Genomic DNA, 25,000 nt, shown 5'->3' on the forward strand with positions numbered 1-25,000 from the left:
TATGTACCCTTCCAGTAGCCGTTATCACTAACGTTGGATAAGCGGTTGAACTTTGTTATCAATGGCCTCTCGCGCACGAAAGATACGTGATCGAACAGTGCCTACCGGGCAATCCATAATGACGGCGATCTCTTCATAGCTCAGACCGTCCAGTTCCCTGAGGGTAATTGCCATACGCAAGTCCTCGGGTAGCGCCTCGATGGTACGAAAGACAATTTGTTTCAATTCGTCAGACAACATTAAGTTCTCAGGGTTCGAAATTTCTTTTAATGCACCCGCACTTTCGAAATTTTCGGCGTCAATAGCATCCACATCACTGGATGGTGGACGACGCCCCTGAGCAACCAGGTAATTTTTCGCTGTGTTTACCGCAATGCGGTACAGCCAGGTATAAAACGCGCTATCGCCCCGGAAAGAGTCCAGTGCGCGATACGCTTTAATAAACGATTCCTGTACTACATCAGGCACGTCGCCCGAGGGAACATAGCGTGAAACCAAACTCGCCACTTTATGCTGGTAACGAATCACCAGTAAGTTGAACGCTTTTTGATCTCCCTTCTGTACCCGCTCGACAAGGACCTGATCCGTTAACTGCTCGCTCATCCGAGGTAATGTCTCCCCAAATTTTTCATATGCATAAAGTAACTGCCAGCACATCTCATGTTCTGAGCAAGCATGCGCTTAGAGTTGTGATGTGGTGCGAAGTTCACTTCCCGCCGTGATATTTACCGCTCCGATGGAGATAACACAGGTTGTTCGTTTTCGTTCAGTGTCAGGAGCGTAAATCGCAGGCAGAGTAACCTATGACAGCAGCTTTTTCATCATTAAATCCTTTAGGTTTAATAAGTTTGCTATAAAAAACCAGAGTTAAAGCAGCCCGTTTTTAACGTACTGATTATAGAAGACTTATGATCATAGCCAGATGAACGCGCGTGGCATGTGTTTAAAATACTTCACAGAACCTCCTGTTGCGCTTATGCTCAGGCCTGGTCTTGTTTAGTAAATTAAACATTATGATGAATGCGAATCCGGATTATCAGTGTGATGTGTTGATTGTGGGCAGCGGTGCGGCCGGCCTGTCGCTGGCGTTACGGCTGGCGAAACAGTATCAGGTAACCGTTCTCAGTAAAGCGCAGGTCAATGAAGGGTCAACCCTTTATGCGCAGGGTGGTATTGCTGCGGTATTTGATGAGACGGACAGCATCGAGTCGCATATCGAAGATACGCTGATTGCCGGCGCAGGATTATGCGATCGTGAGGCCGTGTCGTTTATTGCCAGTAATGCCCGGCATTGCGTGCAGTGGCTGATCGACAACGGCGTTGCCTTTGATCTCGATCCGCAGGCGGCGGGTGACATGCGCTATCACCTGACTCGTGAAGGCGGCCACAGTCATCGCCGCATTCTGCACAGCGCTGACGCCACCGGCCATGCGGTGGAAACCACGCTGGTAAGCCAGGCATTAAGCCACCCTAACATCCGGATTCTGGAACGGACTAATGCGGTCGATCTGATTCTTTCAGATAAAATCGGCCTGCCTGGCCCACGCCGGGTGGTGGGTGCGTGGTTCTGGAACCGTAATCGCGAGCAGGTCGAAACCTGTCGGGCGCGGGCCGTCGTCGTTGCAACCGGCGGTGCCGCCAAAGTCTATCAATATACCACTAACCCTGACATTGCTTCCGGTGATGGCATAGCGATGGCGTGGCGCGCGGGCTGCCGGGTGGCCAATCTGGAATTTAACCAGTTCCATCCGACCTGCCTGTTTCATCCGCAGGCGCAGAATTTCCTGTTAACCGAAGCGTTACGCGGAGAAGGTGCCTGGCTGTTACGTCCCGATGGTAGCCGTTTTATGCCCGATTTCGATGAGCGCGCCGAACTGGCCCCGCGCGATATTGTTGCCCGGGCTATCGACCATGAGATGAAACGGCTGGGCGTTGACTGTATGTATCTGGATATCAGCCACCAGCCTGAAGAGTTTGTGCGCGCACACTTCCCGATGATCTATGAGAAATTGCTGACCTTTGGCTTTGACCTGACCAAAGAGCCGATCCCGATTGTACCCGCCGCGCACTACACCTGCGGTGGCGTCGTCGTCGATCAGCACGGTCAGACCGACGTCAGTGGCCTGTATGCCATTGGTGAGGTGAGTTATACCGGCCTGCATGGCGCTAACCGCATGGCCTCCAATTCGCTGCTGGAGTGTCTGGTGTATGGCTGGTCCGCGTCAGAGGAGTTGATGCGTACCCTGCCCGGCATTGAAGCCGTCACTGCACTCCCCGCATGGGATGAGAGTCAGGTTGATGACGCCGATGAACGCGTCGTGATCCAGCATAACTGGCATGAGTTGCGTCTGTTCATGTGGGATTATATGGGAATCGTCCGCACTACCCGGCGGCTGGAACGGGCGTTGCGTCGCATAAACCTGCTTCAGCAGGAGATTGATGAATATTACCGCCATTTCCGCCTCTCCAATAATCTGCTGGAGCTGCGGAATCTGGTGCAGGTCGCTGACCTGATGGTGCGCTGCGCGCTGGAGCGTAAAGAAAGTCGCGGCCTGCACTATATCCGTGACTATCCTGACTTACTGCCAGAAGCGCTGCCAACTATTCTGACCCCGCCAGGTTACATGAAGAGGTAAAAGTCCTGCGTCAGGCTACACCACTCATCAGAATAGCGGGTGTCTGGTGCGCGGATTGCGAGACGCTCCAGCAGCGTTTCACCGGCCTGCGGCGACAGCCCCAGCACGACGCGGTGCGGCGGACGATGGGCATATTCCGCCACGTCCAGCCGGAAACGCAGATACCAGCCATCGGCCTGCGCCAGGGTGATAAACGTCTGCCCAATATCGATGGGCAGCACCACGCAGAACATCCCCTCTTCTTCAATTAATAAGGCTGAACTGCGTAACAGCGTCTGATGATCGAGCGAGGCCGTTGCACGTGCGTTGTCCCGAGCCACGGTAGAGCAGGCTACGCCCGGCGCGAAATAAGGGGGATTGCTGACAATCAGTGAATAACGTTTATCACACTGTTCAGCCCAACTGGCGATATCCTGCTGATGAACCTGAATACGTTCAGGCCACGGTGACTGCTGCACATTCTCCTGCGCCTGCTGTGCGGCTTCAGGTTCTAACTCCACCGCATCGATTTGAATCTGTGACGGCGTGCGCTGCGCAAGCATCAGCGCGATTAATCCGCTGCCACTGCCAATATCCAGAATGCGTCTCACTCCGGCGACCGGTGCCCAGGCACCAAGCAGAATGGCATCGGTGCCCACTTTCATCGCACAGCGATCGTGGGCAACAAAAAATTGTTTAAAGGTAAAACCGTTCTTGTTTAACTGAGGCCGTTCACGCGGCTTATCCTGCATCATTCGTCACTACCATCGTTTTTTTCCTGCCGCACGGCAGCGCGTGAGTGTAACGTGACAACAGTGGGAATTCACGCAGCAGACAACCCCAGGCGCAGCGGAAACGGATTAACAGATGAAGATTCAGTCTGATCTGTCTATAATCAGCGCCCCAAACTGAGGTAGACCATGACAGTAACCACATTTTCCGAACTCGAACTCGACGAAAGCCTGCTACAAGCGTTGCAGGAAAAAGGCTTTACGCGCCCAACAGTGATCCAGGCCGCTGCAATTCCGCCCGCGCTGGAGGGCCGTGACGTTCTGGGTTCGGCACCTACAGGAACCGGGAAAACCGCCGCGTATCTGTTACCGGCGCTGCAGCACCTGCTTGATTTTCCGCGCAAGAAATCGGGGCCGCCACGCATCCTGATTGTGACCCCGACCCGTGAACTGGCGATGCAGGTTGCCGATCATGCGCGTGAGCTGGCGAAACATACGCATCTGGACATCGCCACGATCACCGGCGGCGTGGCTTATATGAACCATGCCGAAGTTTTCAGCGAAAATCAGGACATTGTGGTCGCGACCACCGGCCGTCTGTTGCAGTACATCAAAGAAGAGAACTTTGACTGCCGCGCCGTAGAAACCCTGATACTGGATGAAGCGGACCGCATGCTTGATATGGGCTTTGCTCAGGATATCGAAACCATCGCGGCTGAAACGCGCTGGCGCAAGCAAACCATGCTGTTTTCCGCCACGCTGGAAGGCGACAATATCCGTGACTTCGCCGAGCGTCTGCTTAACGAACCGGTTGAGCTGGAAGCGGATCCGAGCCGTCGCGAGCGCAAAAAGATCCAGCAGTGGTACTACCGCGCTGATGATCTGCAGCATAAAACCAAATTACTGATTCATCTGCTGAAGCAGCCGGATGTGACGCGCAGCATCGTGTTTGTGCGTAAGCGTGAACGTCTGCATGAACTGGTGAGCTGGCTGCACGAAGCGGGGATTCGTAGCAGCTATCTTGAAGGCGAAATGGTTCAGGCCAAGCGTAACGAAGCGATTAAGCGTCTGAGTGAAGGACGCGTTAACGTGCTGGTTGCGACGGATATCGCCGCGCGTGGTATCGATGTTGAAGATGTCAGCCATGTCTTCAACTATGACATGCCGCGTACCGCCGATACCTATCTGCACCGCATCGGTCGTACCGGTCGTGCGGGCCGTAAAGGCATCGCCATTTCACTGGTCGAAGCGCACGACTTCGTTCTGCTGGGCAAAATCACCCGCTATGTGAACGAACCGATCAAAGCGCGCGTGATTGATGAGCTGCGCCCTGAAACGCGTGCGCCAAATGCTAAAACTACGGGTAAACCGTCGAAAAAGGTGCTGGCGAAGCGTGCAGAGAAGAAAGCCAGCGAAACGGAAAAACCGCGAGTGAAAAAACGCCATCGTGATGCCAAAAATGTCGGCAAACGCCGCAAGGCAAGCGGCACTACGCCAGCTAACGAGAATGCGGAATAAAACATCATACGCATAAAAAAATCGCCTCTCAGGAGGCGATTTTTTTTATCTGATAGTCAGTTACGGCCTTTTAAGAGTGTTTTTTCTGCCAGTACGTTTTCCTGACAACACTGGCATTCACATGCCCTGTAGTTAACTGCTTATCTCTTTAACAATACTAATAAAAATTGCTGTGTGCGCTTTGCGCTAATTGGCAGCACCCGATAATTCAGGCGGTTTACAGACTTTCTGTAAATGTACGGGTGATTACATCGCGCTGCTGCTCAGGCGTCAACGAGTTAAAACGTACGGCATAGCCTGAAACACGAATAGTCAGCTGTGGGTAGTTTTCAGGATGTTTAACCGCATCTTCCAGCGTTTCACGACGCAGAACGTTGACGTTCAGATGCTGTCCGCCTTCAACGCGCACCTGCGGTTTAATTTCAACCGGCACTTCACGGTAAGCGAACTCGCCCAGTTCGCTGATGGCGACAACCTGATCTTCTTCATAGCCTGCTTTTGCACACAGGCAACGCGCTTCAGCTTTCTCTTCATCCAGCAGCCAGAAGGAGTTCAGAAGTTGAGAATTGTTAGTTTGAGTGATCTGGATACCAGTGATCATGATTGCGTCTCCCGGATAATACGTGAATAAATCAAATTTGAGGCCCCGGTATACCATCGTTCATTCGCAACAGCCTTGACTTGTATCAATATTAATCAGCCATTCGGCGCACTTTTTCGCTAAACCATTGATCTCAAAATACCTGCCACTTAAAAATAATTTGTATTTTTCAAATTATTTTTGCCTTCAGGTCAGCGGCAGGAACGGCTAAGCTTACTCCACTAACGTTAAGGGAGTTAAACATGGCTGAAAAGCTGACCTGGCACGACGTGCTGGCTGAAGAGAAAGAGAAACCCTATTTTATTGAGACGCTGAAGCAGGTCGCCGATGAACGCGCCGCGGGTGTAACCGTCTATCCGCCGCAGAAAGATGTGTTCAATGCGTTTCGCCTGACGGAACTCGGTGACGTCAGCGTCGTGATTCTGGGGCAGGATCCCTATCACGGGCCGAATCAGGCGCATGGACTCGCCTTCTCAGTGTTGCCGGGCGTTCAGGTGCCTCCGTCACTGCAGAATATCTACAAAGAACTGATGCAGGATATTCCCGGCTTCCGGAAACCCGATCACGGCTTTCTTGAGAGCTGGGCAAAACAGGGGGTGATGTTGCTGAACACGGTGTTAACGGTCGAGGCGGGTAAAGCTCATTCCCATGCTCGTTTTGGCTGGGAGACCTTTACGGACAACGTCATTGCGGCGATTAACCAGCACTGTGAAGGGGTGATTTTCCTGCTGTGGGGCTCACATGCGCAGAAGAAAGGCAGCATTATTGATCGCAAGCGCCATCATGTGCTGCAGGCGCCCCATCCCTCGCCACTTTCTGCACATCGTGGATTTTTCGGCAGCAAACACTTCTCAGCGACCAATGAATTGCTGAGCGCTGCCGGTAAAAATCCGGTGGACTGGACGCCGGTCTTACCTGCATAGCGCCAGATCGCACACGGCCGCGTCAGTGCGCGGCCGTGTAACAGGATTCAGGCGTTGAATCAGCTTTTAGCTTTAGAAACCGCAACCATCGCCGGGCGCAGCAGGCGACCATTCAGCGTATAGCCACGCTGCATCACCAGCATGACATGGTTAGGTTCAAATTCTTCAGACTCCATCATCGACATCGCCTGATGGACTTCAGGGTTGAATGGCACGCCGGTTTCGCCGACCACTTCAACACCGAACTTACGCACGGCACCGAGCAAGCCTTTGAGCGTCAGTTCAATCCCTTCGATCATGGATGCCAGCTGTGGGTCCTCTTTATTGGCCACTTCCAGCGCACGTTCCAGGCTGTCGATGACCGGGAGCAGTTCATTGGCAAACTTCTCCAGCGCAAACTTGTGCGCCTTCTCAACGTCCATCTCGGCACGACGACGAATGTTCTCAACCTCAGCCTGCGCACGCAGTTGGGCATCGCGTACACCGGTCTGCGACTGCGCTAATTCAGCTTCGAGCTGAGCAATACGCTCATCACGCGGATCCACCTCTGCTGCTGTCTCCGCTTCCTGAGGTTGCTGCTGATCCTGCTGAATTTCGTCTGAGACTTGCTCGTTTGGGGTGTTCTGTTCTTTACTACTCATGAATTTCTCCGCGTTTTGCACATTCATTTCGCTGGTTGGCTTATTATGGGGATTGGTATGACGGATTCAAGGGAACCTATCACATTGCCTTGCCGTTTTGGCTTATAAGGAACACCGACCAGATGAACAAACACTTTAACTGCATTGGTATCGTGGGTCATCCGCGCCATCCCACCGCGCTAACCACGCATGAGATGCTCTGGCGCTGGCTGACGGCCAAAGGTTATCAGGTGATCGTTGAGAAGCAGATTGCCCAGGAGCTGTCGCTTCACGACGTGCAGACCGGCACGCTGGCGGAGATTGGTGCACAGGCTGATTTAGCAGTCGTCGTGGGCGGTGATGGTAATATGCTGGGCGCTGCGCGGGTGCTGGCGCGCTATGATATTAAAGTGATTGGCATTAATCGCGGTAATCTCGGTTTTCTCACCGATCTTGACCCGGACAATGCGCAGCAACAGCTGGATGAGGTGCTTCAGGGCAACTATTTCGTCGAGAGCCGCTTTCTGCTGGAAGCGCAGGTGTGCAAATCTGACTGCTCACCGCGTATTGGCTCTGCCATCAACGAAGTGGTGCTGCATCCCGGTAAAGTCGCGCACATGATCGAATTTGAAGTCTACATTGATGAAGTGTTCGCCTTTTCCCAGCGCTCTGATGGGCTGATTATCTCAACACCCACCGGCTCTACTGCCTATTCCCTCTCTGCGGGTGGTCCGATTCTGACGCCGTCACTCGAAGCCATTGTGCTGGTACCGATGTTCCCGCATACGCTGTCAGCGCGTCCACTGGTCATCAACAGCAGCAGTACCATCCGTCTGCGCTTTTCTTCACGTCGCAGCGACCTGGAAATCAGCTGTGACAGCCAGATTGCGCTGCCTATTCTGGAAGGTGAAGATGTACTGATTCGACGCAGTGCCGGTCATCTTGATTTAATTCATCCTAAAAATTATAGCTATTTCAATACGCTGAGTTCAAAGCTAGGCTGGTCAAAAAAATTGTTCTGAAAACCGGCCTCTTCTCTTTACTGGATAAAAAACCAGTTTATACTGTATGAAAAACCATATGTGTTTATTCGTACAGGTGAACCTATGCTGGCCCAACTGACCATCAGTAATTTCGCTATCGTTCGTGAGCTCGACATTGATTTCCAACGCGGCATGACTGCAATCACTGGTGAAACCGGTGCCGGTAAGTCCATCGCGATTGATGCGCTGGGATTATGTCTGGGCGGCCGTGCCGATGCTGACATGGTGCGTCAGGGTGCCAGCCGGGCTGACCTTTGCGCCCGCTTCCAGCTTAAGTCCTCCCCTTCTGCTCAGCGCTGGCTGATGGATAATCAACTCGACGACGGCAACGAGTGTCTGCTGCGTCGGGTCATCAGCGCTGACGGTCGTTCCCGCGGCTTTATCAATGGCACAGCGGTGCCGCTCTCTCAGCTGCGCGATCTGGGCCAGCTGCTTATCCAGATCCACGGTCAGCATGCCCATCAGCTTTTGCTCAAACCCGATCATCAGAAGCATCTGCTGGATGCCTATGCCGGTCACGACGATCTCCTGCAGCAAATGCGCGCCAGTTATCAGACCTGGCACCAGAGCTGTCGCACCCTGGCGCTGCATCAGCAGCAGGCGCAGGAGCGCGAATCACGTCGCGAGCTATTGCAGTATCAGCTCAAAGAGCTGAACGAGTTTGCGCCGCAGCAGGGCGAATACGAGCAGATTGACGAAGAGTACAAGCGCCTTGCCAACAGCGGACAGCTGCTGTCGACCAGCCAGCAGGCGCTGCAGCTGTTAGCAGACAGCGATGACAATAATCTCAACAGCCTGCTCTACACCGCGCGTGAGATGATTTCAGAACTGACCTCGCTGGATGAGAAGCTGAACGGCGTTCATAACCTGCTGGAGGAGGCGGCGATTCAGCTGAGCGAAGCCAGCGACGAACTGCGTCACTACTGCGACAGCCTTGACCTTGACCCCAATCGCCTGTACGAACTGGAAAAGCGTATTTCCCGCCAGATTGCGCTGGCACGTAAGCATCATGTCACGCCAGAAGGTCTGCCTGAACTGCATCAGCAGTTGCTGGCAGAAGCCGAGTTGCTGTCACAGCACGAAAGCGACCAGGAAAGCCTGCAATCGCTGGTGGGTGAACATTATCAGGCGGCACTGCAAAGCGCAGAGCAGCTGCATCAGCAGCGCAGCCACTTTGCCGATGAACTGCAGCAGCTGATTACCCAGAGTATGCATCTGCTTTCAATGCCCCATGGCCAGTTTAAAATCGCCCTGAACTTTAATCCGGATCAACTGACGGCAGATGGCGCGAGCCGCGTTGACTTCCAGGTGACGACGAACCCAGGTCAGCCACTTCAGCCGTTAGGCAAAGTCGCTTCGGGCGGTGAACTGTCACGTATCGCGCTGGCGATTCAGGTGATCACCGCGAAGAAAATGGAAACGCCGGCGATGATTTTCGATGAAGTGGATGTCGGAATCAGCGGCCCGACCGCCGCCGTCGTCGGTAAACTGCTCCGTCAACTGGGTGAATCGACCCAGGTCATGTGTGTCACCCACCTGCCGCAGGTTGCCGGTTGTGGTCATCAGCACTTCTATGTCAGCAAAGAGACCGATGGCGCGATGACCGAAACCCATATGCAGCCGCTGGATAAGCGGGCGCGTCTGCAGGAACTGGCGCGACTGCTGGGCGGCAGCGAGGTGACACGCAATACCCTGGCCAACGCAAAAGAACTTTTAGCCGCATAGCAGCGCACTTTTTTAACCCACCGTGGTCATATGCTTGCTCTGTAGAGGTTTCCAACGGCGAAAAGGTTTATTATCATCGGCACTTATGTCGCCAGAGTAATAAAGCCTGCCGCAGGCAGAGTTCAGATTTTGATGGCAAGAAAGCCGCCTGTTAAAGGCGTTTGGCCCCGGAAAAGGAATGTATAGATGCGCTGTAAAACGCTGACTGCCGCGGCAGTGGTAATGTTGATGATGACCGCCGGATGTTCCACCTTAGAGCGCGTGGTCTATCGTCCTGATATCAACCAGGGTAATTATCTGGTTGCCAACGATGTGGCCAAGATCCATACCGGTATGACACAGCAGCAGGTGGCTTACACGCTCGGTACGCCGATGATGAAAGATCCGTTTGGCAGCAACGTCTGGTATTACGTTTTCCGTCAGGAGCCAGGTCATGAGCGCGTGAAGCAGCAGACGCTGACGCTGACCTTTGATGGCAACGGTGTTCTGACCAATATCGATAACAAGCAGAATCTGTCAAAGAACAACGACTGATTTCACGACAGACCGTTTAAAGACAGCACAAAAGGCGCACTGAGCGCCTTTTTTTATGCCGGCTATCCGCTGATTCTGGCGGTATAACGACTTATTTTTTGCTTTCTGCCGCTCGCTCTGCACGCTGACGACGCAGCTCTTTTGGATCAGCAATCAGCGGACGATAGATCTCAATACGATCGCCCTCCTGAACCACATCATCCAGCTTCACTGGCCGACTGTAGATGCCTACTTTGTTGCTGGCGAGGTCAATCTCACGACGCAGTTCAGGCAGGCCTGATTTCAGGATAGCCTGTTCAACCGTGCTGCCCTGCTCCACTTTCACGTAAAGCTGATACTGTTTTTCAGGTAGGGCGTAGACCACCTCAACGGAGATCTCAGGCACTGTATACCTCTTTGGCACGCTGAGTGAAAGCCTGCACCATGCTGTTGGCAAGCTCTTTGAAAATACGTCCAAAGGCCATCTCTACCAGCATGTTGGTGAATTCAAACTCCAGGCTTAACTCCACCTTACAGGCGTCATCGCCCAGCGAGACGAACGTCCAGCCGCCGGTCAGCTTGCGGAACGGTCCATCTACCAGTTCCATATGAATGCTCTGGTTATCCGTAAGGGTGTTGCGGGTAGTAAATGTTTTGCTGATGCCCGCCTTCGACACATCTACCGACGCCGTCATCTGATTTTCAGACGCATCCAGTACGCGGCTTCCGGTGCAACCCGGCAGGAATTGCGGATAGGCATCCACATCATTTACAAGTTTGTACATCTGCCCGGCACTAAACGGGACCAGCGCCGAACGACTAATCTGAGCCATAATGGTTCCTGTTCATCACAAAACCGCTGAATAGTAGCATTTTCAGCGATTAAACAAAAATGTCCCCGAGTGAGGGTGTGCTAGAATATCCCGTTTCCTGCTGCCCCGCTGGACTGGGGATGCGATAACCGACTAAGTGATGTAAAATACGCCACACTATGACAAAGAAAAAAGCACACAAACCCGGTTCTGCCACTGTTGCCATGAACAAACGCGCTCGCCACGAGTACTTCATCGAAGAGGAGTATGAGGCGGGATTGTCGTTACAAGGATGGGAAGTTAAGTCACTTCGTGCTGGTAAAGCTAACATCAGCGACAGCTATATTCTGCTGCGCGATGGCGAAGCCTTTCTGTTCGGTTCAACCTTTCAACCCTTAGCCGTTGCCTCCAGTCACGTGGTCTGTGACCCGACGCGCAGCCGTAAGCTGCTGCTGAAGCAACGTGAACTCGACTCCCTGTATGGACGCGTCAACCGCGAAGGTTACACCATCGTGGCACTGTCGCTGTACTGGAAGAATGCCTGGTGCAAACTGAAGATTGGTGTTGCACGCGGTAAGAAAGAGCATGACAAGCGCGATGACATTAAAGATCGCGAATGGAAATTAGACAAAGCACGTATCATGAAGAATTCAGCGCGCTAAGCACTGGATTTTAAGCTATTTAGTTGCTAGTATTTAAAGTTCTGGGGCTGATTCTGGACTCGACGGGATTGTGAAGCCTTAGGAGCATGCCGAGGGGCGGTTTGCCTCGTAAAAAGCCGCAAAAAAATAGTCGCAAACGACGAAAACTACGCACTAGCAGCTTAATAACCTGCTTAGAGCCTTCTCTCCCTAGCTTCCGCTCTTAAGACGGGGATCAAGAGAAGTCAAACCCAAAAGAGATCGCGTGGATACCTTGCCTGGGGTTGAAGCGTTAAATCCAATCAGGCTAGTCTGTTAGTGGCGTGTCTGTTCGCAGCTAACCGGCGAATGTAAAAACTGACTAAGCATGTAGTGCCGACGGTGTAGTAATTTCGGACGCGGGTTCAACTCCCGCCAGCTCCACCAAAATTCTCCATCGGTGATTACCAGAGTCATCCGATGAAGTCCTAAAAGCCCGCATGGCGCAAGCCATGCGGGCTTTTTTGTGCCCTCATTTTGTCCCCCGAAGTCCGAACTCAACTAATTAAATCCGAACCTTTTAGGCACCTTGTTAGGCACCTCATAAAGCTTTATTGTTTTTGAGGTGCCTAAAACTATGGAAACCCGGCAATGGCAAGACAAACCAAACCTCTCTCCGTTAAGGAAATCGAATCTGCCAAACCCAAGGAAGCGGACTATATGCTCTATGATGGCGATGGCCTTGAGCTACTGATCAAATCCAGCGGGAGTAAAATCTGGCAGTTTCGCTACATTCGCCCTGTCACCAAGAAGCGAGCGAAAAAGAGCATTGGCCCCTACCCGTCAGTTACGCTTGCCGATGCTCGAAGCTATCGGGCAGAGTCTCGCTCACTCCTTGCGAAACAAATCGATCCTCAGGAACATCAGCAAGAACAACTGCGTAGCTCGATTGAAGCCAAAACTAATACTTTCCAGCTCGTTGCGGAACGTTGGTGGAATTTGAAGAAAGCCAGTGTTACCGAGGACTATGCAGAGGATATATGGCGCTCTCTTGAAAGAGATGTCTTTCCAGCGATTGGTGACGTTAGCGTTACAGATATCAAAGCTCATACGCTGGTTCAGGCTGTGCAACCAGTACAAGCCAGAGGTGCACTGGAAACTGTTCGTCGCCTTTGCCAGCGCATCAATGAGGTCATGATATATGCCCAAAACACGGGGCTGATTGATGCTGTGCCCAGTGTCAATATTGGAAAAGCATTCGAGAAGCCGCAGAAGAAAAACATGCCCAGCATTCGTCCCGACCAGTTGCCTCAGTTAATGCAGACGATGCGAACGGCTAGCATTAGTCTTTCAACACGATGCCTGTTCATGTGGCAACTTCTTACCATCACCCGCCCTGCCGAAGCGGCTGAAGCCCGTTGGGAAGAGGTAGACATGGAAGCACGAGAATGGAAGATCCCTGCATCACGCATGAAGATGAACCGTGACCATACTGTGCCATTGTCAGATCAAGCCATTGCAGTTCTGGAAATGATGAAGCCGTTAAGTGGTAATCGGGAATTCATTTTTCCAAGTCGTTTGAAACCCACTCAGCCAATGAACAGCCAAACGGTAAATGCTTCGCTTAAGAGAGCGGGATTCGGCGGTATTCTTGTATCACATGGGTTGCGTTCAATTGCCAGCACTGCGCTCAATGAGCAAGGTTTCCCTCCTGATGTTATTGAGGCAGCACTGGCTCATGTGGACAAGAATGAGGTTCGTCGTGCATACAACCGAAGCGATTATCTTGAGCAACGTCGTCCAATGATGCAATGGTGGGCAAATTTTGTAATAGCTGCGGATCGTGGAAATATGATTGGAGATGGTATTCGAGGTATAAGGCTTGTCGGATGATACAGATAAAGCGCCAGCCATGGCGCTTTATTCAAATTTAATGCTCTATATTTGCATGTATTTTACCATTACCAAAGACATGCATTGCAGCGTAAGCACCAACGCCTACAAATTTATCTTTCACGGCCATATTAGCAATATAATTTGATTTAGCTACGTCTTTTCCATTTTTAAAAGCATCAACAAATGTTTTAGACCATACACCAGCAAGCATAACGTTATAGCTCCACGCCGGTGCGATCACAGTTTTATATCCCATAGATAGGACTTTATCAATGAGTGTATTAATTTTGTTTGAATACCACGAGGCTTTCGAACTGCCAGAATGACAAATAAACAATATAGCTATTTCACCCGTACCAAATATTAAATTCTCATCTGTTATATACAGCCCAGAGCCGGTAGATATACTCCTGAAACCGTATAGGTCATCTTTACCACCGTGAGAAATAAAAATATTTATATCTTGATTTAGCTCGATTTTAGGATCAAGACTATCAACTTTAATCATTTCTTGGTCACTAAATTCATCAGATATTTTGCTATATGCCATTTGTATGGCGAAATCGCTACTTTCTATAGGTGCCCATAGTTTTATTTTCCTTGTATCAATAACACCTTTTTTATCATTAATATATTCCGTTACTGATAATGGTGTAATTATAACATGGTCGTCACACAGCGGTGTATTTGAATTTTTTTTCAATAAATTCATTGGGATAACTGATATTTCAGAGTCTCTAAAAATAACAATTTCTTGGCATTCTATATTTGGTATTAGAGATGGGATTTTTTTCATTAATTCTATTGACTCATTAAGCCAGAATCCTTCTTTTGATTGCAAAATTTCATTTATAGAGGGTTGGTCGTTGAAAGCAAATTTAGCAATTTCATTTTCATTCCAATTACGAGCATCATTTCGTTTGAAGTCATTATTCTGTGAAATGGAAAAAATACCTTTGTATAAACTTATTGAATATGAAAAATACTCATTACACCCAATCCATAAAAATTGTTTATTATCTGATTCTATTATGATTGGTTCAAGATACAATATATAATTTTCATAAATAGAATCTGATTCATCTTTACTCAATATATCTATGGGATAATACCCCACCCCAAAGAAATCTTTACATATAGGAAGATATGATGTGTCTGACATTAAGGAGTGAGCAATTAAAGCACCTTCAAAATCTTCATTTATGATACTATTTTTCAATAAGTTATGAATCAGTGGTCTGATTGCGGTTATTTCATAGTTAACATCTTGATGGTTTCGGGATTGTTGAATATTCTTTATGTGCTGCTTAACGATTTCTTTATTTTGGGAGACATCATCATTTAGCCCCTGAAAAATATTTTTAATTAGAGGTTCATTTTTTATATCTTCATCATTAAGTAGCTTTGTATATAAATCAAACAAATTTTTATTGTTTTTAAACTTCTCCGAGTCCAACTTGTGAAGGTTATGTAACAATGTAAGCCATGGGATCCCAGCATTTTTCCCAAATTTCATCACGTCGTTTTCTTCTAAATGGCACTGAATTAGGTCAAATAAATCATCTGAACGACTCAAAAGTAACATATTAAAATATGCCATATTAAATTGATGAAGATCATACTCATCATCTACTATTAATCTTGTTCGTGCGTCTCTAACTCTCTCTGCATATGGATAAAACTGAAAGTTCCTTAACAGAATAAATAACTCCAAAAGAATTTTGGATAAAAATAGATCATGTTCTTTGCTAGAAAAATTAATTCCATATAACAACATATTTGCTGAAAGTAAGGAGTCGATAATGTTTCTCTGCCTAGCAAAATTAGCCATCTTAATATAAAAACAATAATGAAAAACCTTATCCTTCAGAGATAGAAGAAGTGCCAACTCAGACAAATCTCGAGCTAGTTGATTTTTCCCAAGAAAATTTAATTTATGTAACAGAGAATTGAAATATATATAAAACTCGTATAGCCTGTCATTCTTTTTTGATAGCTCCCACATATTAACCATCGAATTCAGTGCAGTAGGTATATCATCATTCCCTCCTTCTCTAAGAAAATGTTCAAATACCCTTCGTAATCCTATATATAATTTCTTTTTCCCTATTGATGACTGCCCTTTTTTATGATTAAAAAAATTGATATTACGTTCAGTATTTTCAATAAGGTCATTCATTAAAAATTTGCCAACATCTTCTATGTTTACCTCGCCTTCGAGTGTGGTGCTGACTAGAACGTTAGGCGTATTAACATTCTCCAAATTATCTAGGAGGTATTTTAGCAAGATGATAATAGCAGGATCACCAATTTCATGAATTGCTGTTGATAAATCAAGCAACTTGATTCTTATCTTATCTGCATTTGTTGATTTATATATTTCGGAAAAAATTGAATTGAGGTTTTTATTTATTTCCTCATAATTATCATAACATCCTGTTATTATGGTTTTTTTTATTTCTTTTGATAAATCCGCGATATTTTCCATGCTTTCCATTTTATTTCCTATCAGTAGATTATTTTTTAAATATATACTAATTTATTCTATCTTCTTCGGCTCCAAGAATCGGTAACTTTTAGCCATTTACTTTATAACTATTTGATATTGAAAAGTAACATTATTTTATCTCAATCAAATTCAGATACGGATTACTTTCAGGGATAGCAGCTTCATCACCAAACAGTACGACTGTTGGTCTCTAGAATATAGCTTTAAACCTTGCGAGTTTTATGCGCCTCTTTTACTTCACAAGCCAAATGTTGATCTCTTCCTTATCCCGGCGGTGCAGTTTGAGTACGAAGTCAGCATTTGGCACAGAGCGGACTGTCAATTTAGGTTAAGCCCTGTGCAGTAACATTGCCAGATCAAGTTTGAGCTAATACATACCTTCTTTTTCAGCACGCCAACCGAATAGAATTTGGTGCTGACGGTTTCTCTAAGGTTCGTAGGATTATCTAAATGATTAATAACTTACCAATCTTCTTAAATTACCAGAAAGCTGGGCTCTAACATCCATCGGGCTCATACCCCATAATGTGGCTAACTGGGTCTCGGCAATCTCACTATCCCATGGCATTAATGGATCATTACGAAACTTAGCGAATGGACCATCGGTTTCTGTAAGAATGCGTGATTTAGGAATTTTTAAAGCTAACGCCTTCCCCTTAATTGTATCGAGCATAGCAGGCCCCACGGAGAACCAACACCCTAAATCGATTGCTCTTTCTAGTTGCTTTGGTGTGCCAGTAAACCAATGCAATATCGTTATTCCATCGATATTTTCAATCTCATCAATGGTTGCTGATGCACTTCCCCGACTATGAATAGTCATAATCTTACCTCCAGCACGGTGCACGCTATTGAGTATGTGTCGAAATACCATTAGCTGGACGTCCCAATGCTCTCTAAATCCCTTACCACCATCAAGCCCTATTTCACCAACATACCTGGTCTCAGAAAGCAGCGAATCAAACAGCTCTAATTCATGAGATCTTTGATGTGCAATTTGGGGATGGAGGCCAAGAGCAGTTCGGATCCGTTGGCTTCCTTTAGCCAATGATGAAGTCCCATGCCATGCTCTGGGTGTCGTTGTAACCGACAGTATATAAGTCCCTCGACGTCTGCACTCCTCAGCCACTTGTTCTGGCTGAGGATATAAATCAAGATGACAGTGCATGTCGATGCTCACACAATACCCTCACTCAATAAGTAGTTTTCAACCTCATTTAGCCCTTCCATAAACACCTGCTTAAAATTATTGAAAGCGGCCACAGGCAAGGGACCACTCTTGGCGATCCATGCTCCTATTTTCAAAGTGGATTTTTGCGCAATTGCAATCCTGAGAGCGATAAGATCATCCCTACGATCAATTTCATTCATTACTTTAACCAGAGACTGGAAAGTATAACCAGCGTCTCTATTAATTCCCCCTGCATGAAGCGATGCCCGACGAATGATGCACGGTACACATACCCCGCACTGCTGATTCGTCCGTTTCCAATGACTGCAAGATACTGTACTTTCTACAATTTCAGTTAATAGTTGCTTATTCAAACATTGATGAGCCATTTGCCCCTTAGTTTTGAACTGATATGGATTGATTATTTGGCAAGGAATTCCGACCGCATCAAACAGCTGTTGTATGCTGGCAATAAAATATGGGTGTGTTGTTCGTGTGCTCAACGTACCTATCCGGCGTGGAGTTAGTGGAGCATTTAACGAGATAAACCCATTTTCGGGCACATAAAGATCGACCTTTTTTTGTTGAGATACTTCTTGTATAGCACAAGCGCCCACTGCCGCAAAAGCAAGAAAATTGAAACTCCGCGTTCGCATCGTAATATCAGTCAAACCTTGATAGTGATGCGGATCAGCATTAATTTCAAACCGTGAATATCGACCATTCAATCTTTCAGCAATTTGATCTTGGCGTGACTTATCTCCTTTATAAGCATGACTAACCAAAAGTGGAGCGCGCCCCACTGTCAGTAGATCTATTGCGCCAATCGCTGAATCCAATCCTCCTGAGAATAAGCTGACGCAATCAAGCTCTTTGAGCTTTATCAGATTAAACCTTGAACTATATGGTTCTGGTGGTGCATAACCACCGCTACAAAATTCGAAATTCCAGATGTCTCCACTAAGGAAATGCAATGCGCTTTCAAGCTCCTTCTTTAGAGCAATCCATGGAGATGGCTCATGAAGTGGAAGTCGTAGCGAGAATTGGCGAGTCCAGCCATCCTCAGAGCTTTCACGTTGAACAAAGGTATCAGCCGCTGTTACTGCTAGTGCGATGCTTAGAAAATCCATAACCTGAGCAGGGATTTTGACTCCCAACCTCTTAATTCGCTCAATCGCAGGATTCCCAATAATAGATATATCACCCTGACCCTGCCCACTTAATCCATAAAGCTGTACGGGCAACAAGTTCTCACCTGCTGGCGGTAAGAGACGATGATCATGGTGGAAAACTAAATGTGTCATTGATAGGCCTCCCATTCTTGCCAAGCCTCAATAATTACCTGACGCTCAATTTTAACCATTTGATTTTTCGTTAAAGTTCTAATATTACCGACAAGTTTTGGAGCCATATGCTTATCAACAACAACTTTGATCAATTCTCGAAGCTCAGTTTCTGCATGGATGGCCTTTGCAGGAGTGTCCGCTTTATTCCATGCCTTGTTAGAATCCATGACCATTTGCAGAAAAATGCTTTCAGCTAAATAACAAATCATTGTGTCAACGATCACACCATCAGTTATTTTTTGGGGATCGAAAATTGCTACACCATCAAGAGCTTCCACTAAGGCATGATTCATGGCTGCACAAATCTTTTCTGAATCACCATCCTGTGACGTTAAAGCTTGAGCAATGGCTGATATAGCCATTTCGCATGAAAGACCAGCCAAACTTCCCAAATCAATGCTTGGTTCTCCTGGAGCCGCTTGCACTCCCGCCAGAGCCCCAAACAATCCGCCCCCTGCCTGTGTGACACTCCCTAATCGTCGAGCTGCACTACTGCTTCCTCCAGAGGCTTTTCGCGCGTAATGCCCTATGGCTTTTCTGAAGTCTGATCTATTGCCGTTTGAAACCGCATTTCCCAAAGATTCCCGGAAAGGCGCAAACCTTCTTTCTTGAGGCGAAGGTAAGGGTTGTTGGGGCTGATCATCAGCCCATGGTGGAACCAGTGGCGAACCACCACCCGGACCTGTACTTGATTGTGAAGTTCCCATTAAGTGTCCTTATTCCATTGCTCATCTTTTAGTGCTGCAGCCATCCATGCTGGTGTCTTCATTCCTTGCTGCAACTCCTGCAAGTAGCGAATAAATATACTGGCCGCATCTGCCGAATGGCGAGCCAAGAGGCATGCACCAGAAAAACCTTTAGGCCTACGAGCCCAATCCGATACCTGTCTCAACTGGCTAATTAAACCTTCCATTACCGGCACCTGTTCTTCACGAGGAAGCGTTTCCAGAAGAGCTTCTGCTGTAGGAGAACTGGTGTTTTTCATTTCAATAAGCGCATTCAATGCTTCCCGTCCAGATGGAGACAGACCAACTACATATGCACCTATTGGCATAGTTTCTCTGGACAGATATATGGCGGCTCTCAAATCGATTCCACCAAGGCGTGGTTCAAGCTGGGCCCATTGAGAAATGAAAGCTTTAGTTGTTGGATTATCAGTCCATGTCTTTGGTGCTTCTGAAGGTATTCGACCGTCAGTTTCCTCAAGCTGTTTAAGCAATTGGGGCATACCTTGTTCAATATCCACTAGGTTATATAAGTCAGCGGTACCATCTACTCCAACACATCGCTCAAAGATTACTAACTTAGTGATGATTGCTTCATCCAAAGGCATTGCTCGTCGCTTAGCGATTTGAGATCGCATTTTGACAACATTCAACAAGCGTTTAACGATCCTGGGATTGCCATGGATAATTGGCGAATTGGCTAATACAGGAGCAATACGGTCCGCACGTGCAAATGCTAAAGCGAGATTACTATCCTCAGATTCACCAGTCATTTTGAGAGCGTCCTGCCGATTAATTGGTTCATCTTTCCAGGATTGCTGTAATGCCTTTTCTAGGCCGTCACGGATCGCAGTAAGTTTCTCGCCTTTTAAGCCATGCTCAATGGCATAAAGCATGAACAGGTATGAACGAATCTCACGCACCCCAGCTTTTGGTACCCGGATAGGAACCTGGATGAGCTTATCTATATAGTCTATTTGATGGCGCTGTGATGCCCCCTTGAAATAATCAGCTACAGAAGAGCGAATCATGTCCTCATCTGCTGCAATGATAAAGGCTGTATTAGTTAAGAAAAGGAATAACCTGATTGCTTCAAGTGTATGGATAGCATTAGCCGGCAGGCAGCGATCGAGGTTATCAATTACCACGATGAGTGGCTTACCAAGCTCTTCTAAAATTTCTCCATATTCCTTACGAAATGCATCGATCTGCTGAGGAGGGCTTTTTTTAGCTTCAGGTTTAATCAAACCACCAGCCTTCTCTTTGCCTTCTTTAGCCAGATTGCTTAAAGCCTCATATTCTTCCTGGCTCTGGATACCGTCGGTAGCATTCCTAAACGCGCCAATCCCCCTAGAAAGTAAACCGCCAGTAGGGACTCCGGCGAATAAAGCAGCGCCTTCCGCCAGAAACCCCATTGCTCTAAACCCATCAACCCGGCTCAGAAGTCTCTTAGCTTTTGAGATGAGTGGTGTATTTCCATCCGCAGCTTTTGTCAATGCTGTAGCGATGACTTCAAGTAGGGCAGCACGTGCATCGTCGTAGCCCTGATAGAGCCAAGAGTCAAAGTTAATTACTATCCAATCTTTGTCATCTTGCTCAAGTTTTTGCTCTATCAGTTTCAAAAGTGAAGATTTGCCAGCCCCCCAGTTACCAAAAATGCCTATTGATACTGGCAACATATTTTCGGTGGTAAGCACATCGACTGCAAGCTGAGATACTTCACCAAAATTTAGGTAATCCTCTGATGATTCCTTATCTGACCACATCTATTTATCCTTTATTTCTCTCGACTTATGGATGATTTAAATCAACCAAGGCAAAGTTTATTAAAGATGTATGTTTCGGTTCTCAATCTGTTAGGAATTACAACTCAACTATCTGATTTAATTTAAATTATCGGATAGGTGATATGTCCTACGATCGCACAAATCAGCCTGTAATCGGCTACGTAGAAGACCTCATGGTCCTCAGTACTTTGCTCACCGATGAAAAAAATCTGAGCCCTGTCTTTTAGCTTTTTCTTCCCCGCATCCTTCGCTTCTTCCTGGGCGGCCTCCAGCTCATTTCGAAGTGCTGTGCGTTTAGCTTGGGACCAGCCGCTCCATTCCACATGGAGTTTGTAACTTCGAGAAGGCTTGAGCTTTCCGGATTCATCTTTAGCCCATTCTCCCGAAAGCGGAATGATAATCCGATTCTCATCTTGCTCAAATTTCTGCCACAACAACTGTGAGTAGAAAACCCGTTGCTTCGGATAGGACTGAATAGGATCTTTAAGTTTTTTAAAGACGGACATGTAAGTATCGGCATCAATATCCGGTATATTTAGTGACATACCTCGATCATACGGGAAGCGAATAAACGCTTTACAAATCTGACGAATAGCATTAACCGGACGACGCGATTGTCGTGTTAGGGCATTACCATTACTGGATGTTGATGGTGCAGAACGTGTTGTGCTTGAATTGTTTTCACCGCTCATTGCGTCAGGATCAATAACTGGACGTTTTTCAATTAACTTTAACCCTGCTGGCATCAAACCCGGTGCACTGTCCAAGAGATGGCGTACGCTTTTCTTCTGGCCCTGCTTAACAACAGTGCTCTCAGCATCAGCATCGCAGTTAATGTGATCTTTTCCTGGCATTTTATTAAACGACGGTCTTTTCTTACTGCCTTGTTGCCAAGCGGAAGGATACATTTCGATTCCGCATCCCCAGCAGACATAACCACTGGTATCAATAATATCTAACAACCAGAGCTCTTCAGCATCCACTTTTTTTCCGGTGCGTTTGTCACGAGCAGATTCCATTATTTCCTCCTTAAATGAACATCCTTTGAACTTTTTCAGGTCAAGCGCCCAGCCGCCTCGCTTTATTAGTCGGCGCAATGCTATTAGGTTATCTGCAATTCAGATGCAGTTACCCCTTCAGGGGTTGGTACAAGTGACCACAGCCGTGCATGAATGCCATCATTTTGCAATTTGCGCATGAAATAACGAGCCTGAAGGGCATCATGCGTTGCGATGACAACCTGAAAACCATGGTCAACGATGTAATCACGCAGCAAGTCGAATACGGACGCTGCATGGACTAGATCATGGTGCTGTGTAGGATCGTCCAGCAGCAGGCCGCGCCATGAGGACCACTGATGTTCAAGCGCCATTGAAAGCAGGAATGTCAACTGCAGATCTGTCAACTGAGCTTCGCTTGCAATCGCCGGGGAGCAGGTCAACTGGACAGTAAAAGCCGTGAGCAGTTTTACGCAGCAATTAATGCACTACAGGGTGATGTGGCCGCTGCGGCTGCACGGCTCTCTGTTGATCCCCGTCTACGCCTTGAGTACTCAAAACGCATCAAAGATATGGCAGAGGATCTAAGATCAAGGGCTAATCTGGGGCTCATAACCTGGGAACAGGCTGCGAGAGAGGCGCAGGAAATGCGTAATCTGATTATGGAAATAATCAGGACACGCAGCACTCCACTTGGGCGTGCTATGGCGGAGCAGATAAAATCGTCTGGTAAAACGCTCAATGAGTTGGTAGCGAAGAAAGCGACCTCAATGTTTGGGCCTAAAGCAAATTTTGCTACCCTTTCGGAAATGCAAAAAAATCAGGTTTATGCCAGCATCGTAGAGTCTGCGGGTAAATCTAACCCAAAAGTAAATCTCAGGATGCTACAACTTTCACGGGCGGGTAAAGGGCTTATTGTTCTTTCCATTGCGATATCTGTTTATGAAATTTACACAGCTGAAGACAAAGTTACTGAAACCGGGAAACAATTAGCTGTTAACGGGGCAGGTATAGCTGGAGGGGCTGCGGTGGGCGCTTTAGCAGGCTTAGTATGTGGTCCAGGAGCACCTGTTTGTGTACTGATTGGTGGTTTTGTTGGTGGTGCACTTGCTGCCTTTGAAATGGGAAGTTTATGGTGATAGTTATGGAACAAACAGCCTCGGTTAAGCTCATTGAGAAAAGCAAAGCCTCTGATTTCAGACAGGCAACCTCTGAAGTTATTGTTGGGGATAAATCGACAGGTATCACCATTGACGGGCAGGAACTGGAAGCGGCTGTTAAGGTGGATAGTGACAGATATATTCTGTTCACGACTGATGATGTCATTTTCGAGGAATCCCTTACCGTCACGCTCATCAGTTTGAGTCAGGGAAAACTTGAAAGCCTGCAGATTGGCAGTGAATACTCATCCGGTTCTTTCGAACAGCTGTCTGTGCATGACGAATATATCCGCTTCAATTTCATCGGCCATTCTGCATGGGTGATAAAAGTGAATGACAGCCCAAAGCTGCGTCTTCCTTTTGTTTCGGATCCGCGTGGAGTCAAGCGCGCCTCGGGTCTGAAAACATACCTCTCTATTGATGCAAAGCCCTGCCCCACTATCTGACTGAACGCCTTAATGGATGGGATAGTTATAGGCCTGGTGATACCCATAATCTCTGTATCAGGCGTTTACCAGGCAAGAGATAACGCTCAGGCACTTTCCCAATCTATAAGACCAGCCCTTCTCACACTTCCTTCCCCCTAACACACCCCCTTTACAGCCCCAACCCAAACACGAAATAATACCATTCTACGCCGGGCCACAATGCCCTGCCAACGCTTAAACTCAAACTCAACTCTGCGGACACCTTATGAATAACGAAATCTCTCTCAAATACTATGATGTCGCAGATGAGTATGCGACGGAGTCCGCTAAGCCGGTAAGCGAAGCTGAACGTACGCCACTGGCGCATTACTTCCAGCTGCTGATCACCCGTCTGATGAATAACGAAGAGATCAGTGAAGAGTCGCAGCAGGATATGGCGCGCGAAGCGGGTATCGATGAGCAGCGTATTGATGATATCGCCGAGTTCCTGAACCGCTGGGGCAACGAGTAGCTAACACTCACCGGCAGGCGAGCGTTGCGCCGTCCGCCGGTTAATCTCTCTGTCCCAAAGCGCTTTCACCTCAGCGCTGGCCCCCCATACATTCTCTTGCCCGGTCGAAAATTATCATCCAGACTTATATAGTCTGCGCAGGCATTGTGCTTTACACTGCGCGCTGTAAAAAACTGAGTAGATTAAGCAGGCAAAAATGGCGATGAACGGAACGATCACAACCTGGTTTGAAGATAAAGGTTTTGGCTTTATCAAAGATGAAAACGGTGATAACCGCTATTTTCATGTGATTAAAGTCGCCAATCCTGATCTGATTAAGAAAGATGCGGCGGTGACATTTGAACCCACCACCAACAATAAAGGCTTATCCGCCTATGCGGTGAAAGTCGCGCCGACCAGCAAATACATCTATATCGCAGGTGAGCGGCTCAAGATCACCTCGATTAAGTCTTATCTGGTCTACAACGAAGAAGTGCCGGTCGATGCCGGTGTCGACAAAGAGAACGCAGTGTTGTCAGTGGGCCTGTTGCTGAATAATATACGGCCAAAGTCTGACCCGAACGCCAGTGAGATGCGCTCGCTGAAAAAGCTGGCGGTCACCACGTTCCAGGGAACGACACTGATCTTCTCCGAAGATGAGATCGACATTGAAAGCACGGTTAAAGTGCTTAAAGGTCTGAAGTAATCCCGCAGGCGGGCTGAAATTCTCTGAGCAGGATTTCGGCCTTTATACCCGCATCCGCCTGCT

At 47.8% G+C, this 25,000-nt stretch carries 25 protein-coding genes and 1 other RNA gene; 13 read left to right on the top strand and 13 right to left on the bottom strand.

The window, feature by feature from the left end:
- Positions 1-27: 27 nt before the first annotated feature.
- The gene (gene rpoE / locus AC6I8J_RS14210) at positions 28-603 is read right to left on the bottom strand and encodes an RNA polymerase sigma factor RpoE (protein ID WP_013358764.1); all 576 of its coding nucleotides are present in this window, start codon (positions 601-603) and stop codon (positions 28-30) included.
- A gap of 413 nt (positions 604-1,016) precedes the next feature.
- Between rpoE and nadB the strand changes: the two genes are divergently transcribed.
- Entirely contained in the window at positions 1,017-2,636 is a 1,620-nt protein-coding gene (nadB, locus tag AC6I8J_RS14215; RefSeq protein ID WP_497825647.1) for an L-aspartate oxidase, read from the top strand.
- Here nadB and trmN read toward each other — a convergent pair.
- Positions 2,621-3,370: a tRNA(1)(Val) (adenine(37)-N(6))-methyltransferase TrmN gene (gene trmN / locus AC6I8J_RS14220; RefSeq protein WP_440829069.1), complete on the bottom strand. Its 750-nt coding sequence runs from the start codon at positions 3,368-3,370 to the stop codon at positions 2,621-2,623. The genes nadB and trmN overlap by 16 nt on opposite strands.
- 165 nt (positions 3,371-3,535) lie before the next feature.
- Between trmN and srmB the strand changes: the two genes are divergently transcribed.
- A complete protein-coding gene (gene srmB / locus AC6I8J_RS14225; RefSeq protein WP_161736175.1) occupies positions 3,536-4,864 on the top strand; it encodes an ATP-dependent RNA helicase SrmB in 1,329 nt (442 codons plus the stop codon).
- A gap of 217 nt (positions 4,865-5,081) precedes the next feature.
- Here the strand turns inward: srmB and grcA are convergent, their stop codons facing one another.
- Positions 5,082-5,465, bottom strand: coding sequence for an autonomous glycyl radical cofactor GrcA (gene grcA, locus AC6I8J_RS14230; RefSeq protein WP_013358769.1), 384 nt, complete (start codon positions 5,463-5,465; stop codon positions 5,082-5,084).
- A 242-nt stretch (positions 5,466-5,707) separates the two neighbouring features.
- Here grcA and ung point away from each other — a divergent pair, with 242 nt between their 5' ends.
- Complete coding sequence (gene ung / locus AC6I8J_RS14235) at positions 5,708-6,388, top strand: uracil-DNA glycosylase (RefSeq protein WP_222925114.1); 681 nt, start codon at positions 5,708-5,710, stop codon at positions 6,386-6,388.
- A 59-nt stretch (positions 6,389-6,447) separates the two neighbouring features.
- On the opposite strand, the gene grpE is transcribed toward ung, so the two are convergent.
- Positions 6,448-7,029: a nucleotide exchange factor GrpE gene (gene grpE, locus AC6I8J_RS14240; protein WP_003848585.1), complete on the bottom strand. Its 582-nt coding sequence runs from the start codon at positions 7,027-7,029 to the stop codon at positions 6,448-6,450.
- A gap of 122 nt (positions 7,030-7,151) precedes the next feature.
- On the opposite strand from grpE, the gene nadK reads away from it, so the two are divergent.
- From nadK to bamE, 3 genes are all read left to right on the top strand, one after another.
- Complete coding sequence (nadK, locus tag AC6I8J_RS14245; protein ID WP_497825496.1) at positions 7,152-8,030, top strand: NAD(+) kinase; 879 nt, start codon at positions 7,152-7,154, stop codon at positions 8,028-8,030.
- A gap of 84 nt (positions 8,031-8,114) precedes the next feature.
- On the top strand, positions 8,115-9,776 hold the full coding sequence (recN, locus tag AC6I8J_RS14250; protein ID WP_260059504.1) for a DNA repair protein RecN: 1,662 nt from the start codon (positions 8,115-8,117) through the stop codon (positions 9,774-9,776).
- Positions 9,777-9,962: 186 nt separating this feature from the next.
- The gene (gene bamE / locus AC6I8J_RS14255; protein WP_161735770.1) at positions 9,963-10,310 is read left to right on the top strand and encodes an outer membrane protein assembly factor BamE; all 348 of its coding nucleotides are present in this window, start codon (positions 9,963-9,965) and stop codon (positions 10,308-10,310) included.
- A gap of 91 nt (positions 10,311-10,401) precedes the next feature.
- Here the strand turns inward: bamE and AC6I8J_RS14260 are convergent, their stop codons facing one another.
- A complete protein-coding gene (locus AC6I8J_RS14260; protein ID WP_222925112.1) occupies positions 10,402-10,695 on the bottom strand; it encodes an RnfH family protein in 294 nt (97 codons plus the stop codon).
- On the bottom strand, positions 10,688-11,122 hold the full coding sequence (locus AC6I8J_RS14265) for a type II toxin-antitoxin system RatA family toxin (RefSeq protein WP_222925111.1): 435 nt from the start codon (positions 11,120-11,122) through the stop codon (positions 10,688-10,690). The genes AC6I8J_RS14260 and AC6I8J_RS14265 overlap by 8 nt, the downstream gene beginning before the upstream one ends.
- Before the next feature lie 158 nt (positions 11,123-11,280).
- Between AC6I8J_RS14265 and smpB the strand changes: the two genes are divergently transcribed.
- The 3 genes from smpB (at position 11,281) to AC6I8J_RS14280 (ending at position 13,614) form a co-directional block, all read left to right on the top strand.
- Positions 11,281-11,763 (top strand): SsrA-binding protein SmpB, encoded by a 483-nt coding sequence (gene smpB, locus AC6I8J_RS14270; protein ID WP_033733561.1) that lies wholly within the window; start codon positions 11,281-11,283, stop codon positions 11,761-11,763.
- Positions 11,764-11,806: 43 nt separating this feature from the next.
- Positions 11,807-12,168, top strand: a transfer-messenger RNA (tmRNA) gene (gene ssrA, locus AC6I8J_RS14275).
- Between the two features lie 204 nt (positions 12,169-12,372).
- Positions 12,373-13,614 (top strand): integrase, encoded by a 1,242-nt coding sequence (locus tag AC6I8J_RS14280; RefSeq protein ID WP_497825497.1) that lies wholly within the window; start codon positions 12,373-12,375, stop codon positions 13,612-13,614.
- 37 nt (positions 13,615-13,651) lie between these two features.
- Here the strand turns inward: AC6I8J_RS14280 and AC6I8J_RS14285 are convergent, their stop codons facing one another.
- The 7 genes from AC6I8J_RS14285 to AC6I8J_RS14315 form a co-directional block, all read right to left on the bottom strand.
- Positions 13,652-16,114, bottom strand: coding sequence for a hypothetical protein (locus AC6I8J_RS14285; RefSeq protein WP_497825498.1), 2,463 nt, complete (start codon positions 16,112-16,114; stop codon positions 13,652-13,654).
- A 466-nt stretch (positions 16,115-16,580) separates the two neighbouring features.
- Positions 16,581-17,294: a Qat anti-phage system TatD family nuclease QatD gene (gene qatD / locus AC6I8J_RS14290; RefSeq protein ID WP_471803434.1), complete on the bottom strand. Its 714-nt coding sequence runs from the start codon at positions 17,292-17,294 to the stop codon at positions 16,581-16,583.
- Between the two features lie 8 nt (positions 17,295-17,302).
- Positions 17,303-18,616, bottom strand: coding sequence for a Qat anti-phage system QueC-like protein QatC (qatC, locus tag AC6I8J_RS14295; protein WP_205317850.1), 1,314 nt, complete (start codon positions 18,614-18,616; stop codon positions 17,303-17,305).
- Entirely contained in the window at positions 18,598-19,350 is a 753-nt protein-coding gene (locus AC6I8J_RS14300; RefSeq protein WP_115759168.1) for a Qat anti-phage system associated protein QatB, read from the bottom strand. The genes qatC and AC6I8J_RS14300 overlap by 19 nt, the downstream gene beginning before the upstream one ends.
- On the bottom strand, positions 19,350-21,134 hold the full coding sequence (locus AC6I8J_RS14305) for a KAP family P-loop NTPase fold protein (RefSeq protein ID WP_115759169.1): 1,785 nt from the start codon (positions 21,132-21,134) through the stop codon (positions 19,350-19,352). Before AC6I8J_RS14305 ends, AC6I8J_RS14300 begins: the two co-directional genes overlap by 1 nt.
- A 122-nt stretch (positions 21,135-21,256) precedes the next feature.
- Positions 21,257-22,174 carry a hypothetical protein gene (locus AC6I8J_RS14310; RefSeq protein ID WP_497825499.1) on the bottom strand — a complete coding sequence of 306 codons (918 nt, stop codon included), beginning with the start codon at positions 22,172-22,174 and terminating at the stop codon, positions 21,257-21,259.
- 83 nt (positions 22,175-22,257) lie between these two features.
- Complete coding sequence (locus tag AC6I8J_RS14315; RefSeq protein ID WP_497825500.1) at positions 22,258-22,560, bottom strand: hypothetical protein; 303 nt, start codon at positions 22,558-22,560, stop codon at positions 22,258-22,260.
- Positions 22,561-22,800: 240 nt separating this feature from the next.
- Here AC6I8J_RS14315 and AC6I8J_RS14320 point away from each other — a divergent pair, with 240 nt between their 5' ends.
- The 4 genes from AC6I8J_RS14320 to AC6I8J_RS14335 all read left to right on the top strand — a co-directional run bounded on the left by AC6I8J_RS14320 (position 22,801) and on the right by AC6I8J_RS14335 (position 24,937).
- Positions 22,801-23,292, top strand: a complete 492-nt coding sequence (locus AC6I8J_RS14320) for a hypothetical protein (RefSeq protein WP_497825501.1) — start codon at positions 22,801-22,803, stop codon at positions 23,290-23,292.
- Positions 23,293-23,297: 5 nt separating this feature from the next.
- A complete protein-coding gene (locus tag AC6I8J_RS14325) occupies positions 23,298-23,759 on the top strand; it encodes a hypothetical protein (protein ID WP_497825502.1) in 462 nt (153 codons plus the stop codon).
- Between the two features lie 247 nt (positions 23,760-24,006).
- Positions 24,007-24,252: a YmjA family protein gene (locus tag AC6I8J_RS14330; RefSeq protein WP_161735776.1), complete on the top strand. Its 246-nt coding sequence runs from the start codon at positions 24,007-24,009 to the stop codon at positions 24,250-24,252.
- Positions 24,253-24,448: 196 nt separating this feature from the next.
- Complete coding sequence (locus AC6I8J_RS14335; RefSeq protein ID WP_135907825.1) at positions 24,449-24,937, top strand: cold-shock protein; 489 nt, start codon at positions 24,449-24,451, stop codon at positions 24,935-24,937.
- Positions 24,938-25,000: the final 63 nt, after the last annotated feature.

This window comes from Pantoea sp. X-Soil-ISGK-355, assembly GCF_059730805.1.